Source organism: Arsenicibacter sp. R0_47 (assembly GCF_057652235.1).
This window is the reverse complement of sequence record NZ_JBYFCJ010000024.1, coordinates 62,857-78,544: the sequence shown is the minus strand read 5'-3', so window position 1 is coordinate 78,544 and position 15,688 is coordinate 62,857. Positions and strand designations below refer to the sequence as shown.

The following is a 15,688-nucleotide window of genomic DNA, read 5'->3' as shown; positions in this document are numbered from 1 at the left end:
AAAATTTATTGATTGTTATTAATCATATCCGTGTTTTGGTCTTTTTGATGCTAACCGGTACACAGATTTCCGGCGGACACGCACAGTTGACCGTCAGCGTTACCGTCACATCACGGTAACAACCCAGCTGGTTGTAGATACGCACCGTGTAGCTCTTCGCCGCACTCAATCCGCTGGCCACTACCCCAGTCGGAGGCAGGCTTTGCAATGTCGGATTGGCTACCGTGAAGCTGCTGCCTTCCGAAACGGCATAGCTGTAACCGCTAACACTCGTGCCCAGGCCCATCACCGTCAGCGTACCATTTGGCTGCGGCTGGTTAGACACACACGTCGGCGATTTGGCCATCACCGTAAAGACCGGAATACTGTCTTCTTCGATGATTGCCGGACAACACGACAGATCCGGACACTTACCCTGTACATCGTTCACCACCACCCGGTATTCATCCGCAGCCGTGGCTGTGTAACTGCTTACCTCTCCGTCATAGACCAGCACTTCCTGACTGGTCCCTGACCGGCGGAACCACTGATAGCGGATATAACCGGCAGGCGCTGACAGCTCGATCGCATAGTTCGTGCCTTTACATACCTTGATCGGAATGGACGTACAGACGCTTGCTGTATCACCCGGAATCATCGCCTTGTTGTACACCACACCTTCGGTTTCTGCACTGGCCGAGAAGATAATTATGGCTGTACTATTGGCGGGCAGGGTCGTAATATTCCAGAGGCTGATTGGACTGCCTAAAGTATAACTATTGGCAACCGAGGTAGTAACCGAAGCAGGCAGAATGGTCAGACCCGAACTAATCGAATCACGAACAATTACGTTATTGGCAGGCCCTGTACCAGTGTTGGCTACCACGATGGTATAGGTCAACAGCTCACCCGGCTGTGCTTTCGATTTATTCACCAGCTTATCCAGTGACAGGATCGGCGTCAGTGATTGACCGACCGTTACCGTAATGTTGGCGGCTCCCACACATTGCGGACCGGCAGCGCAGGTTACGCTGTAGTTGGCGGTCATGGTCGGACTAACCACAATACTTGTTTTTCCATTGTCACTGCTACCCGTCGACCAGGCAAGTGTACCACTCTGACAACCGGCCACTGTCAAGGTCGATGACTGACCAGGCGTAATTGCCGATGGCGAGGCACTGAGCGTCAGACTTGGCGCAGATGCAACCGTTACCTGCGCAACAACCTCCTGTGATGAGTTTCCATTGTTACAAACAGCAGTGTAGGATGTCGTTTGTACAGGATTCACAACTACATTGGCTGTTGTCTGTCCGCTGATACCGGCGCCACTCCAACTGATACTACCCAGACAGCCTGTTGCCGTTAGTGTAGCACTCTGGCCAGCGCAGATCACGGCATCATTGACCGTGAACTCATTAGCCCCCGCACTACCCACCATCATACGGCCAGTAGCCACACAACCAGGGCCGCTGGTGCAGGTTACGGTGTAAATTCCGCTTACAGCTGATGGTACCACAATGCTGGTTTTGCCGTTGTCAGCCGCTCCTGTCGACCAGGTCAGCGTACCGTTTGTACAACCGCGGGCCGAAATGGTAACCGCTGTTGAGCTGGCAACTGATGTCCGGCTGACCGTCAGGCTGACCGGCGCTAACACCGTCGCCGTGCCCACTGCCGTAGTAGCTGAACCGGTCTGCGTCGTACACGTCGCTGTATAATTGGTCGTCTGCGTCAGATTCGGCGTTACCAGGCTGGTGCCCGTCGTGCCGTTTGACCACGTTACCGTACCATTGTTGCAGCCTGAGGCCGTCAGCGTCGCCGAACTGCCGTAGCACACCGTCGCCGAGACAACCACTAAACTCGCTGCCGGCTGCGTATTGACCGTCACCGACGCCGTTGTCAAACAGCCCGGACCCGTCGTACACGTCGCTGAGTAGGTCTGCGTGTTAGCCGTCGGCGTCACATTGATCGTACTGCCGTTCTGGCCCGTTGACCACGTCAAGGTGCCCACACAACCGATGGCTGAAATACTTACCGGTGTTCCTACCGTCACGTTTGTCGAACTGGCTGACAAGCTCAGTACCGGCTGTGGCATTACCGTCGCCGTGCCCACTACCGAGGTAGCCGAACCGGTCTGCGTCGTACACGTCGCTGTATAATTGGTCGTCTGCGTCAGGCTCGGCGTCACCAGGCTGGTGCCCGTCGTGCCGTTTGACCACGTTACCGTACCGTTGGCACAGCCCGAGGCCGTCAGCGTCGCCGAACTGCCGTAGCACACCGTCGCCGAGACAACCACCAAACTCGCTGCCGGCTGCGTATTCACCGTCACCGACGCCGTTGTCAAACAGCCCGGACCCGTCGTACACGTGGCTGAGTAGGTCTGCGTGTTAGCCGTCGGCGTCACATTGATCGTGCTGCCGTTCTGGCCCGTTGACCACGTCAATGTGCCCACACAACCGATGGCCGAGATGCTCACCGGTGTTCCTACCGTCACATTCGTTGAACTGGCTTGCAGGCTCAGTACCGGCTGTGGCATGACCGTCGCCGTACCCAATACCGAGGTAGCCGAACCGGTCTGAGTGGTACAAGTCGCTGTATAAGTTGTTGTCTGCGTCAGGTTCGGCGTCACCAGACTGGCCCCCGTCGTGCCGTTTGACCACGTTACCGTACCATTGTTGCAGCCTGAGGCCGTCAGCGTCGCGCTGCTGCCGTAGCACACCGTCGCTGAGACAACCACCAAACTCGCTGCCGGCTGCGTATTGACCGTCACCGACGCCGTTGTCAAACAGCCCGGACCCGTCGTACACGTCGCTGAGTAGGTCTGCGTGTTAGCCGTCGGCGTCACATTGATAGTGCTGCCGTTCTGGCCCGTTGACCACGTCACATTGCCCACACAACCGATGGCCGAAATACTTACCGGTGTTCCTACCGTCACATTCGTTGAACTGGCTTGCAGGCTCAGTACCGGCTGTGGCATCACCGTCGCCGTACCCACTACCGAGGTAGCCGAACCGGTCTGCGTCGTACACGTCGCTGTGTAATTAGTCGTCTGCGTCAGATTCGGCGTTACCAGGCTGTTACCCGTCGTGCCGTTTGACCACGTTACCGTACCATTGTTGCAGCCTGAGGCCGTCAGCGTCGCCGAACTGCCGTAGCACACCGTCGCCGAGACAACCACTAAACTCGCTGCCGGCTGCGTATTGACCGTCACCGACGCCGTTGTCAAACAGCCCGGACCCGTCGTACACGTCGCTGAGTAGGTCTGCGTGTTAGCCGTCGGCGTCACATTGATAGTGCTGCCGTTCTGACCCGTTGACCACGTCAATGTGCCCACACAACCGATGGCCGAAATACTTACCGGTGTTCCTACCGTCACATTCGTTGAACTGGCTTGCAGGCTCAGTACCGGCTGTGGCATGACGGTTACTGTACCCACTGCCGAGGTTGTTTGACTGACAGTCGTACAGGTTACCGTATAATTTGTTGTCTGCGTCAGGTTCGGCGTCACCAGGCTGGTGCCCGTCGTGCCATTAGACCATGTCAATGTTCCGCTGGCACAGCCTGTTGCCGTCAATGTTGTTGATGTTCCATAGCAAATAGTTGCCGAGTTCACCGCTACTGAAGCCGCTACCGTGCAGCTTGCCGGTGCAGCATATGTACGGCTTACTGTTCCGCAGGTAGTTCCTGACGAAATAACTGTTACAGTATGGTTGCCACTACCTGAGTTCAAGCCTGTCAGCGAAAAAGAAGCCGTTGACTGACCAGCCGTTATGCTAATTACTGTCGATTTAGTACCATCTGTAATCGTCAGGCTGGTAGCCGGGCTGCTGCTCAGGCTAATCGTACCGCTAACTGTGTACAGATTAGTTACCGGATTACAGGCGGCTGGTGTTACGGATAGTGTCATCTGACAGGTTTTCTCTTCCGTCAGACACATGGCATCCACTTTTGCCCATCTGTTCGCATCGGTATTACCACCCGTTCCGGTACCGACTGCGCAGACACGGATCAGGTTTGTTCCAGCCGGTGCTACGTCTGATACCAGTGTGTATGGTCCTCCGAAACTGCCTGTGCTCAACAGATTTGTAATCGTAAAGGCTTTTGGCGAACCAACCAATGAAGAACCATTCAGGAATTGTAGTGTCACAGTCTGACCGTTTGCCTGATGCACACCGGCAAAGAACGTCAATGTATAAATTGAGCCGACATTGGCCGAAACGCTCTGACACATTGATGTACTTGTACCACTTGTGTAGGCATATGCATATCCGTCCGGAGCATTAAAGTTACCCGTCGGATTCATTTCCGCTAAACCACCTGTCCATGACGGCGGCGGCGTAACAGTTGTTGTGGCTGTTGGCGTAGAAGGTAAACCCTGTTCAAAGCTGGCATTTGCCAGGAGGTTACCCGGACATGCCAGCAGACAGCCCCCCGGAGCTGTGTACGTCTTACTTGTTGTACCACATAAGGTAGCCGATGACGTAACCGTAATTGTATGGAAACCGGTGCCACTCTTAATCCCCGTCAGCGAGAATGGTACAGCAGTAGTACTGGCCGTTGCTGTCACGGTAATACTCGACGCATTGGTAGCCGGGCTGTCGTCAGAAATAACGATTGTCTGCGCCACGCCGTTAGTAATAGACAGTGTGCCGGAGACCACATATGTATTCGTTGCCGACTGGCAGGTGCCTGGTGTTACAGCCAGCGACAGAGAACACGGGGGCACGGCTACGTAGCCGGCATCAAATGAAAAATCATTTTCACCACCCAGACCAACAACAATCGCTACGACACCGGCAGTGTTCGGATCCGTATCAATTTTTGTAGCATTAGTACCCGTTGCAGTATTCGGCTTCGTACTCAGCAAAACCGTACCGGCACTCAGGCTGGTCGGGAAGCATACAGAATAGGATCCACCGTACGTCAATGTCAGATTGGTTACGGCCGAAGTGCTTGTTGCCACAGACAGGTTACTGAAGAAATATTCACCTTTGCTGTTTGTGGTGGCGGTTACGCCGTTAGTACCTAATCCAGGTCCTTTCAGGGTTACAACAACACCTGGAATACCGGCCTCACCGGCATCCTGCACACCATTATCATTCGTATCATTCCAGACACGGTTACCGATCATGATCGGTGCCGGTGAACAGAGTGCTTCGATTACCCCAAGACCGTTGGCTTTACCAAGTGTCGTTCCGTTTGGTTCTGAGCCCCCAAGCGTACGATAAATTTCGGCACGACGGTTATCCGTACCCGTCCGGTTATCGTACCAGCCAAACCCGCCTGACCATGTATTCAGCGGATCCATAATGGTAGCAATCAAATAATTACTGCCCGGCAGGACCAGACTGCTACCCATATAGGTCTCCTGATGAAGTTCGATGTAAGTGTTACTACTATTAAAGTAGCCAAAGAAATTTTCCGTACGATAAAACTCACCCGCAGGAGTGGTATACCCAGTAGTTGTCGGCGTGCCAGGCCCCTGACCGTTACCGGCGCCAGTGCTGGTTAATGTTCCAACTGAACCATTTTTCTCCAGTACCCACGCAGTTCCATTGTAGGCAGCCCGTAACAGGTCGCCGCCAATGTATCCATTGTACAATGTTGCTGTACTTGTGGAGGTGGTATTCCGCTGGCGATACCCAAGCTGGTGCCCGCCACGATCCATGAAGCCCAGGATCATATCACCGTTACCGGCAAAATCGATATCAGATAACATCGGTTGCGGACGCGCCATCCGCTGAAAATACGGATCAGCAGTTGTACCGGCTGCATTATCTTGATTGATAATTGCTCCCGCGTTAATCCCCGAAAACTGGCTGGTCCATGGCTCCCAGGCATCACCCAGAGCCGCATCCTGCGTATGTACCATCCCTTTGGCATAATTCAGGCGGAAACTAAAGACAGCCGTCGTCGGGATTGTTGTCGCTCCTTCATTCATTGCATAGATGTGCGCATACATATCACTCGCGGTACCGCTGTTTTCTGCCGTACAGATTACACTGACATATACTTTACCATCATGTACTTTTACGGCAAACGGCCGGCCGACCCCATTCGTACATCCTGGATTCGGGATGGCAATTTTGGTCAGGTCAGATGCCAGAAACGATGTTTTGGCGGGGTTACCAATAGCCAGCGCTAACAGTTGCCGGTTAAATAAGTCAACAATATATAAAGTCCGTCCGTCGGTTGAGAGAGCCATACCCCCTAATCCGATTTTACCAACGGCATCAAAGGCCAGCGGGTCATTGCTGGATGTTGTACCGCTACCTGGTAACACGCGGGAAGCAATCGTCGAGGCCCCTAATGAAAGACTGAAAGGTGCACTTTCCAGGTCAACATATACACTGTTTGCCGGTGTGTTACCGGCCATATTCGTCACATAAATACCACCCAGCCCGGCAGTGCCAAGCCCGACATGGCGTTTCATAAAGGCAGCAGTAAAGAGCTTTTTCGTTTCCCGCTGGTAGGCAGCGCCAAACACACTACCGACTTGCGCAGCGGTAGCCAGATACGTTCCGGAAAGGCCTGTACCAGAAGAATTATAGGGAATACTGACAATGGCAGCTTCAGTTCCTACGGATGTAGTGGCTGAAAGCGGGTCACCACTAACAAAGCAAGGAACTGCCAGTGGAGGGGTAGACTGACAATAGTCAGTTAAACCAGTTACGCCGAAATTAAGCGTCACACTCCCGGAAGCACAAACTCTACCGAGGTACCGGAAGCGATTCCGTTATAATACCCTTCATTGAGGTAACTGAGTGTCGCCGGAATAGTATATTCTACCCGATACGGGCCGCTTCCGCTGGCCGATATCGTGTAAGAACCGCTGCTACCCGACGTAGCCGAACCAGCCAGAACGCCGCTGGTGTTGTAGGCGCGTATCACCACTCCGCTGACTCCGGGCTCCCCGTACGTATACGTACCTGAACTTGGTGTACTCTGGTATACACCGTCACCATTAAAGTCACGGTATACGATTCCGGAAATGGTTTGCGCTTGTGTTAATCCCGACGCGCCAAGTAGTAGCAGAAGCATTATAAAAATGCGTTCAGGTACACACAGGCAGCGCTTAAGTGAGCGTAAATAATTTTTTCTCATAATTGTCCGCAAAGGAATAAGCAAGTATGCTTCCTTAAAGGACAAGAATTAGGCCAATCTAGTAACATTACGCCATATGTTACCAATGAAAAGTATTAGATCACTACTTTAACACCAAAATCACCTTAACCATTAAGCCATAAACAAAGATACCAGACCAAGCAGCGTATCTGTGTTAAAACAGAATTTCAGCGGCCGGCCTATCAAATAGTATGCCATACAGATTAATAAAAATGCCTACCGGCTGAATTTTGCCAAAAGCCTGCTTTCAGGAAATACGGTTAGGATTTTCGCTCACAAAAGCGCCCCATCCGCCTTTCTTTGTTTGCTTCGTCGAGCGCGTTGGCAAGGCATTTGCGTGGAAGTGATGGCACAACGCAATAGCCAGGGCATCGGTAGCATCAAAGAACTCCGGTTCAAGTTGGGTATGCAGCAGGGTAGCTACCATTTGGGCAACCTGCTCTTTACTGGCGTTGCCATTACCGGTTACTGATTGTTTAATCCGGCGGGGTGCATACTCGACAATCGGAATATTCCGCGACAACGCAGCGGCCATAACAACTCCCTGTGCACGGCCTAGTTTGAGCATCGCCTGCACGTTTTTCCCGAAAAACGGATCTTCAATGGCCATCTCATCCGGCGCATGTTCGTCGATCAGCCGGATAATGGTTTCGTGTAGTTTCTGAAGCTTTAGCTGATAGGTCGTATATTTGCTGAGTTTAATAACGCCGTACTGCAACATGGTCATGTCATTCCCACGGATTAAAACCACGCCATAACCGGCTATCTGGGTTCCGGGGTCAACACCAAGAATTATTTTTTCTGTGGATGAAGCAGATACGTTCATATTTTTAGCCGGTTCACTCATGTTGGCTGGTTTCTTTTATGCAAAGTAACGATTTCCGGGCCGATTCTTTACCGTACCGGCTAAATATCGGTGGCCGGTTCACAGACCTGGCAGCCGGCATAAACCGGTTACCGATTCCGAAAAGTACTTTATGATCAGTGTTGTGCTCCTGTTCTCCGGTCTGTATGCCCTCTTTACAATAACGCTCTGGATCATCTGGTTACGCATACCCTTGTCCCTATACGCCGGTCAACCGGCCTCTCCCCTACCCCGGCTCTCGGTGGTTATTCCGGTACGGAACGAAGCGGACCGCATTGCGGACTTGCTGGCCGACCTTGACCGGCAGACCTACCGGCATTTTGACGTGATTGTCGCCGATGACGCGTCTACTGATCAGACTGCGGCCATTGTACAGGCGTTCATCCGGAACGCATCTTTTCCGCTGACGCTGCTTCCCTTACAGGAAACCGGCACGGCGTCGCCTAAAAAACGGGCGATTACCCAAAGCATCCGCCAGGCTACGGGCGATCTTATTGTGACCACCGACGGCGACTGCCGGGTGGGGTCGGGCTGGCTGGAAAGTCTGGCTGTCTTTTACCGGCAGACCGGCGCCAGGCTCATCAGCGGGCCGGTTACCTTTCTGCCACCGGCCGGCCCGGCTACCGGACGCCTGTTTACCGCCCTGCAAACCGTTGAATTTGCGAGCCTGATCGGTTCGGGAGCCACAACGCTGCACGCAGGCGTCCCGACGATGTGTAACGGAGCAAACCTTTGCTACGAAAAAGCCGTTTTTCACGAAGTCGGCGGCTTTGCCGGTGTTGATCACCTGGCTTCTGGCGACGATGAGTTTCTGATGCATAAAATTGCCCGGAAATATCCGTCGGGGGTTCGTTTCCTGAAAAATCCGGACGCCATTGTCTTGACGGAAGCCCATCAGTCACTGACGGCGTTTTATAATCAGCGGCGGCGCTGGGCCAGCAAATGGCAGGCTTACCAGAGCCGCTGGCCATCGGTGCTGGCCGTTTTTATTTTTCTGAGTAACCTGATGCCACTTATCGGTCTGGGGTGCTGGCTGGCCGGCCTTATCACCGGCAAATGGTTTATGATAAGCCTGTTGCTAAAGGTTTTGCCGGAGTTTTTGTACTTACGGCAAATTCTTCTTTTTTTACAAAAAAAATCACTGATACCCGCCATCTTTTTAACGGCGGTGGTTTACCCGTTTTACGTTGTTTTTTTCGGATTAGCCGCCCAGGGCAAAGGATACCAGTGGAAAGGAAGAAAACTTAACTGAAGCCTGATGGAGGTACCGGTCTTTGTACCGGCTGCTTTACCGTCTCCGGCGGGCCTCACAGACTGCGAACGACCTTGTCATTCTTTTTGCACAAATCTAATTGTCTGCTCCGGAGTATCTATCCGGACTTCTGGTGGAAATCCGATGATTCAGAGCGGATTATTTACCTGACATTTGATGATGGCCCCATCCCTGAGGTCACAGAATTTGTACTGGAGCAGCTGGACAGGTATGCGGCTCAGGCAACCTTTTTCTGTATCGGCGATAACGTGCGGAAGCACCGCGATATTTTCTATAAGGTGATTGAAGCCGGTCACTATATCGGCAATCATACCTTCAATCATCTCAACGGATGGAAGAATGAAGACGTGACCTATCTTGAAAATATACAACGCTGTCAGCAGGAAATCGGCTTCGATACCCCGTTTTTCCGTCCGCCCTATGGCCGCATCAAAAAAAGCCAGGCGGCTCAGTTACTCGATCAATATGCCGTTGTGATGTGGGATGTGTTGTCCGGTGATTTTGATCAGTCAATGGCCCCGCAAACCTGCTTACGGAAAACCATACAATATACCGAACCGGGCTCTATCGTCGTCTTTCACGACAGCTGGAAAGCCTGGCCCAATATGCGGTATGCGCTGCCACGTATGTTGTCGCACTTCAGCGAACGCGGTTACCGGTTTCAGGCCCTGCCCCAGCCGGTTTATGCATAATCCGTATATCAGCTGAACCGGCAACGCCTTCTTCTTCCTGATAAGTTTTTAAACATCTTCCATAACCTTGCTGGTTATATAGGTAAGTAATGCATTCTTAACCAGCAACGTTATGAAAAAAGTAATTTACAGAAGCGCCTGTAGCCTGCCGGCCCCGGGCTTCCCCGTTCGTTATACTCAACCATACTAAGCCATGATAGTCGTACGGTCATTGCACCGGGTGATTATTTCGGTGCAGTATTTTATTATTTACGCGTGGGCGGTACTGCGGCATCTGCTGCCCCACGTGCTGCTGCTGCTGCTCGCGTATGTGCTGCTGTCGGGTGGTCCGCAGGTGCAGGATGTATTCCGCTCCCTGAACGCCGGCGCACCCAACCTGCTGACGAATATTCCGTTTATGGCCATGACCGGCTTTACCATCGCCTGGGGCGTCAGCCTCTGGTTCTGCGGCCGGTTGCTGCTGTCACTGGCCGACGTACGGGGTCCGAAACTGCTGGATACCTTTCACCGTTTTCCGCGGCATGAATCCCGCCGTGAACGCGAACGACTGAGCGATTTTATTGCCCAGATTCCGGCCATTCTCGGCCTGTTGCCACCGCTGCTGATCAGTCTTGCCTTTGCCGGCACCGAAAACCGGAAGCTGTTTTACGTACTCTGGTTCTACGGCCTGACCATTGCCCTGGGGTTATGGTTTACGTATCACCGGCAACTGCTCCGGATGGTGTTGCCAGACATTCGTTTTGATCCCTTTCTGTACAAACCCGACCGCCGTCACTGGCGCGACATCTGGCGGCTTTCTGACACGTATTCACGGATCTGCTACATCCTGCTGGCTGTTAATTTTGCGCTATGGCTGGCACTGATCTTCATCCCGGACCAATGGCCGGTAATCTGGCAGGCAGGGCCGGTCGGCATTCTGCTGATTGCCTTTACGTGGCTTACGCCTCTGGTCAGCTACCTTACCTATCTCAACCGGCCAACGCGCCCCGTACTGGTCCTGCTGACGTGCTGGATCGTGCTTTGTAGTTATTTTAATGACCATACCCTGTTGCGGTTTACCGAAGCAGGACCGGTAGTCCGGCAGTCGGCGCTGATTCACCCGGCGGCGGCGGGCGCCAACCGGTCGCTGGCCGCACTCGCCGACACGCTGTCCGGTACAGCCACCGGTATTGTCCGGCCGGGGATACACCGGCATCTAAGGCAATGGATCGCTCATCGTAACGCGTGGCCGACCGATACCATGCCCGTTTTTATTGTGGCAACAGAAGGCGGCGGAATCCGGAGCCTCAACTGGACAACGGGCGTTATCCAGCAGCTTGACTCAATGATTCCCGGCTTTTACAAGCAGCTTTTTGCCATCAGCGGGGTGTCGGGCGGAGGCGTCGGAGCGGCTTTTATGACGACGTTCCGACGCGATGTGGCAACGGTAACGCCGGCCAACCAGCGGCAGTTCCGGCAGGCGACCAACGACGATTTTCTGTCGCCGGTTATGGGGGCGCTGCTTTTCCATGAAACGTTGCAGAAAGTACTGCCTTTTCCGGTGCGGCAGTTCAACCGCAGTAACTGGCTGGAGGACGCCTGGAGTGCATCCTATTACCATCATTTACAGCTCCGTTCGCTGGACAAGCCCTTTTTATCGCTCTGGTCGGCGGCTGATTCGCTCGACCATCCGAGTCTGTTTCTGAATGCGGTTATTACCGAAAGCGGGCAGAAAGGCATTCTGAGTAACCTTCAGCTGGATTCGCAATACTTCCGCGACGTGGTTGACATCTACGGTATTACGCGGCGGGATATTCCGATCAAAACCGCTGCCTCACTGACTGCCCGTTTTCCGTGGTTATCATCGGGCGGGTTAATTACCTATCCTGACGGCCGCCCGTTCGGCCACGTTGTTGATGGCGGATACTGGGATAACACCGGTCTGGAAACAGCCTTGTCAATTCTGACAGCCATTACTCCTGACATTCAGCAGTTTAACAAAAACCCAAAACGGCCGTTTGTTATTCAGCCGGTAGTACTTTACCTCAAAAATACCTTGCTGGATGATGAGTGCGATGTTTCCGATTCGTATTTCGACTGGCTTATTCCGATTGTCGCCTCCATGAACGCGAACCAGCGGAAATCCGGTACGGTCTCAAACCTCACCGAAAACCTGCTGCACAATTATCAGCCTGTGGTTCCCTATCACATTATCCAGCTTGACCGGAAAACCGGTGTCCCCTTACCTCTGGGCTGGTATCTTTCCGAAGATGCGAAACATGACCTCTGGCGCAAAGTCAATGCCTTTGCCGGAAGCCACAAAGAGGTCATAAAAACAGTACAACATTTTTTCAATAACGGATCCAGGACAAAATATTAAAAAAGAATGTTTATTTTCGGAGCGTATTACATGGACCTTTCTAAACCGTGCGCGCTACCAACCTCCTTTTTCCCGTTTTCTGGGCCATAACCGGCATTGAAATCAGTGGAGACCTGCTTGATATTGCGTGGATGCATTTGGGCTTTAAGCCACTCATCATGATTTCGCTCATGCTCTTTGTCTGGCAACACCGTCCGCTGCTGACCATGTTTGCCAGTCTGCGCTGGCTGTTGGCGGGTATGGTCTTTGCCCTGGGCGGCGATATTTTCCTCATGATTCCGGAAAGAGACCTGTTTGTACCGGGTTTGGCATCCTTTTTGGTGATGCAATTGTGTTATATCGTTGCCTTTTTTCGGTCTGCCCGCGAAAACGGCCATCCTGTTACCGGTCTGAAATGGCTGAGTCATGCCCTGCCCTTTGTTCTTTACAGCGGGGCATTTGTCTTTTACCTGCGTGCCTCGTTTGAGACAAACACGGCGCTTCAGCCCCTTTGGACACCGGTAGTATTGTATGTGGTCTGCATCAGCAGCATGGGTGTTTCGGCAACGGCCCGCTTCGGTGCGGTATTGACAGGCAGTTTCCGGCGTGTGACCCTCGGAGCCATCTTATTCATGATCTCCGATTCCGTTATTGCGCTGAACAAGTTTGTTATCCGCGTTCCGTTTGCGCCCCTGCTGATCATGGTTACCTATGCAGCGGCCCAATACCTGATCGTAATCGGTATGCTGCGGGAGCATCAGCTGACAGACGAACGAATCCGGAAGCGAAATGACAGCCTCTTGACCCGTTGATTTTACGCTCATTATTCAGCATGAAAACGCTTCTCTCTCTGCTTCTTGTTTGCTTATGTACCATGGCTTCCGGCCAGAAAGTCATTAAAAAGGTTTCTGATCCGACAACCGTTACCATTAAGGCCGTCGATGAAAAAACGCAGCAGGAACTGAGTGCTCAGTATTCGGTTCAGGCAGTGCTGGGGAGGAAAAAATTTCAGGGGGTCAGCAAGCCGGGAAACTCCTTTTCCATGATTCTGACCAAAAGCGATACGCTCGTTGTTACTACACGGGTAAAGGGCTATTATGAGACTGAAGAAACCCTGCTGATTGCCTGTGACACCTGCGGCCTGTACGAACACATCGCGCTGATGGAAAAACAGGATTCCGTCTTCAGCGACCTTCAGCTCAACAAGGCCATCCGGCTCGATAATGTTTATTTTGATCAGAGCAGTTATATTCTGCGCCCCGAATCATATACCCAACTCAACAAACTGCTGAAAACCTTACAGGGGAACCCTAAGCTTGTCATTGAAATTGCCGGACATACTGATAATGTCGGTGACCGGCAACTGAACAGACTGCTGTCACAGAACCGCGCAAAGGTGATTGCCAATTACCTGGCGAACAACGGAATCCGTGACGAGCGTCTGCAACACAAGGGATATGGTGATACAAAACCCGTGGCCCCCAACGATTCCGAAGAAAACAAGCGCCAGAACCGGCGGGTTGAGTTTGTTGTTCTGAAGATGTAATAAACAGGTACTTTCCTGTCTATACTCACGCAGCATGCTGACACCGGTCATGCGCAGGCCCAAAGCCGTTCTCTACTTTTATATTGTTAGTCAGCCACTTAGGCTGAGCCAGCATACAAACAAAAACGGTAAAGGCCATGAAAAAAATCCTGCTGTTGACCGATTTCTCAGACGCATCTAAAAAAGCGATCAGCTTTGCTCAGGTGCTGTTCGACCATACGCCGGCTGCGTTCCGGATCGTAAATACCTATCCGCCGCTGGCCGATCTGACGTATGGTACCGCTGCCATGCTTGAAGCCGAAGAAGAAGCATCTCAACTTCAGCTTACTAAGTTGCTTGCCGAAGTAACCAGCCAGCCAATACCAGCTTATCACACTTACAAGACCGACACCAGTATCGGCGAGCCGGTAAGTACGGCCGAACGTTTGCTCCATCAGGAACCGTTCGATTTTGTACTGGTCGGGGCAAGCGGCAGGCACTCGAGTCAGCTGCTGGGCAGCACCGCAACCGGTATGATCCGTGACTGCCGGACGAATGTGCTTATTGTGCCAGCCGCTGCCCAAATCAAGCCGGTTCGGGAGATTGTTCTGGCGGTTAACGTTACGTCGATCAATGATATGGACACCCTCCTGCCGCTGAAGGAGATTCTGGCCGACAAAGGCGCGAAACTGACAATATTGACCATCACCAGCAAAAAAAATAAACTAACTTCCGCCGAAATTGAGCAGCAACGCGACCGTATTGCCAATTACCTGCAATCGGAAAGAGTTGAAGCCTACATAATTCACGATGACAAAGTTGAACACGGGATCAATGACTATCTGGATACGCACCAGGTTGACCTGCTGGTGACAATCCCGCACCAAAAATCACTGCTGGATGTTATCCTGAATACAAGTGTAACCCGTAAACTTGCATTTAAACCGCACGTCCCGATCCTGACCTTATACGAGCCGGATCCACAACCTGACTATCCCGACTATGAAGAGGTGTCGGTGATCGGGCTGATACCGTACTAAACCCCTCCGGGGGGCGTTAAGGTAGCGGAACAGCCTTGTAAACAACAATTCATGGAACGTTATTTCGTCCGCCCGGACTCCATTGTAAGACAGATCTGGGGTGATGCCGACGTTGTCTTACTGATTTTTGCCGGTTCAGCCGCTGAATTTGCGCTGAACCGTGCCGTAGACTGGCTTTTTTTCACCGGCCGCCTGCCGGCTGATCCGATTGGCCGGCTTTTCTCGACCGTTCAATATGCGCAGGCTATTGTGTTTGCCGATGCAGCTCAGGCACATCAAACCGTTTCACGGATGAGTGCCATTCATGCCGGTGTTGAAAAGAGCCGCGGCTATGCCATTCCTGACTGGGCCTACCGGGATGTGCTTTATATGCTGATCGATTATTCGGAACGGGCTTACCAACTGCTGCACCGTCCGCTGACACCGGCTGAGCAAGAGGCTGTTTTCCAAACGTTTTATGAGGTTGGCAAAGGCATGAACATTCCGGATTTACCAGCCTGTTATGAGGATTGGGTAACTGACCGTCAACAGCACCTGCAACAGGATCTGGAACACACTGCCTATACTGATCAATTGTTCCGCCGGTACCGGGAAGAACTCGGCGACTGGCGGTTTCAGCTGCTCCGGCAGGCCCAGGCCTTGCTGGTTCCGCAACGGGTTCATACGCTGCTGGACTTACCACAAAAGCCTTTGCTAAGTTATACCATAGGCCTGTATAGTATCCTGAACGGATTGGGTCTGCGAAAGTGGATACAACGAGCCCTGCTGCCAACGGAGTATCTGGCTCAAATTCAGGCACTCGATAAATTCAGCTGACCCTGACGGCCGTTTTTCGCTACTTTTGCAGCGTACCT

Annotated in this window: 10 protein-coding genes; 7 read left to right on the top strand and 3 right to left on the bottom strand. The window is 52.5% G+C overall.

What is annotated here, in order from left to right; genetic code table 11:
• Window positions 1-22 precede the first annotated feature (22 nt).
• The 3 genes from AC23NW_RS27655 to ruvC all read right to left on the bottom strand — a co-directional run bounded on the left by AC23NW_RS27655 (window position 23) and on the right by ruvC (window position 7,927).
• Window positions 23-6,667 carry a beta strand repeat-containing protein gene (locus AC23NW_RS27655; protein WP_487453605.1) on the bottom strand — a complete coding sequence of 2,215 codons (6,645 nt, stop codon included), beginning with the start codon at window positions 6,665-6,667 and terminating at the stop codon, window positions 23-25.
• Window positions 6,664-7,017 carry an SdrD B-like domain-containing protein gene (locus AC23NW_RS27650; RefSeq protein ID WP_487453604.1) on the bottom strand — a complete coding sequence of 118 codons (354 nt, stop codon included), beginning with the start codon at window positions 7,015-7,017 and terminating at the stop codon, window positions 6,664-6,666. The genes AC23NW_RS27655 and AC23NW_RS27650 overlap by 4 nt, the downstream gene beginning before the upstream one ends.
• 331 nt (window positions 7,018-7,348) lie before the next feature.
• The gene (gene ruvC / locus AC23NW_RS27645) at window positions 7,349-7,927 is read right to left on the bottom strand and encodes a crossover junction endodeoxyribonuclease RuvC (RefSeq protein ID WP_487453603.1); all 579 of its coding nucleotides are present in this window, start codon (window positions 7,925-7,927) and stop codon (window positions 7,349-7,351) included.
• Window positions 7,928-8,078: 151 nt separating this feature from the next.
• Here ruvC and AC23NW_RS27640 point away from each other — a divergent pair, with 151 nt between their 5' ends.
• From AC23NW_RS27640 to AC23NW_RS27610, 7 genes are all read left to right on the top strand, one after another.
• A complete protein-coding gene (locus AC23NW_RS27640; RefSeq protein ID WP_487453601.1) occupies window positions 8,079-9,218 on the top strand; it encodes a glycosyltransferase in 1,140 nt (379 codons plus the stop codon).
• Between the two features lie 86 nt (window positions 9,219-9,304).
• Window positions 9,305-9,931: a polysaccharide deacetylase family protein gene (locus AC23NW_RS27635; RefSeq protein WP_487453600.1), complete on the top strand. Its 627-nt coding sequence runs from the start codon at window positions 9,305-9,307 to the stop codon at window positions 9,929-9,931.
• A 193-nt stretch (window positions 9,932-10,124) separates the two neighbouring features.
• Window positions 10,125-12,290: a hypothetical protein gene (locus tag AC23NW_RS27630; protein WP_487453599.1), complete on the top strand. Its 2,166-nt coding sequence runs from the start codon at window positions 10,125-10,127 to the stop codon at window positions 12,288-12,290.
• Between the two features lie 47 nt (window positions 12,291-12,337).
• Window positions 12,338-13,081 (top strand): lysoplasmalogenase, encoded by a 744-nt coding sequence (locus AC23NW_RS27625; RefSeq protein WP_487453597.1) that lies wholly within the window; start codon window positions 12,338-12,340, stop codon window positions 13,079-13,081.
• 20 nt (window positions 13,082-13,101) lie between these two features.
• On the top strand, window positions 13,102-13,815 hold the full coding sequence (locus AC23NW_RS27620; protein ID WP_487453595.1) for an OmpA family protein: 714 nt from the start codon (window positions 13,102-13,104) through the stop codon (window positions 13,813-13,815).
• 137 nt (window positions 13,816-13,952) lie between these two features.
• A complete protein-coding gene (locus tag AC23NW_RS27615) occupies window positions 13,953-14,834 on the top strand; it encodes a universal stress protein (RefSeq protein ID WP_487453593.1) in 882 nt (293 codons plus the stop codon).
• A 51-nt stretch (window positions 14,835-14,885) separates the two neighbouring features.
• Window positions 14,886-15,650 (top strand): oxygenase MpaB family protein, encoded by a 765-nt coding sequence (locus tag AC23NW_RS27610; protein ID WP_487453592.1) that lies wholly within the window; start codon window positions 14,886-14,888, stop codon window positions 15,648-15,650.
• Window positions 15,651-15,688 lie beyond the last annotated feature (38 nt).

Bases quoted from the DNA above. Each gene is read 5' to 3' on its own strand.
- AC23NW_RS27650 (WP_487453604.1), bottom strand. From the start codon at position 7,017: ATGCTTCTGCTACTACTTGGCGCGTCGGGATTAACACAAGCGCAAACC.
- ruvC (WP_487453603.1), bottom strand. From the start codon at position 7,927: ATGAACGTATCTGCTTCATCCACAGAAAAAATAATTCTTGGTGTTGAC.
- AC23NW_RS27640 (WP_487453601.1), top strand. From the start codon at position 8,079: ATGATCAGTGTTGTGCTCCTGTTCTCCGGTCTGTATGCCCTCTTTACA.
- AC23NW_RS27630 (WP_487453599.1), top strand. From the start codon at position 10,125: ATGATAGTCGTACGGTCATTGCACCGGGTGATTATTTCGGTGCAGTAT.
- AC23NW_RS27620 (WP_487453595.1), top strand. From the start codon at position 13,102: ATGAAAACGCTTCTCTCTCTGCTTCTTGTTTGCTTATGTACCATGGCT.
- AC23NW_RS27615 (WP_487453593.1), top strand. From the start codon at position 13,953: ATGAAAAAAATCCTGCTGTTGACCGATTTCTCAGACGCATCTAAAAAA.
- AC23NW_RS27610 (WP_487453592.1), top strand. From the start codon at position 14,886: ATGGAACGTTATTTCGTCCGCCCGGACTCCATTGTAAGACAGATCTGG.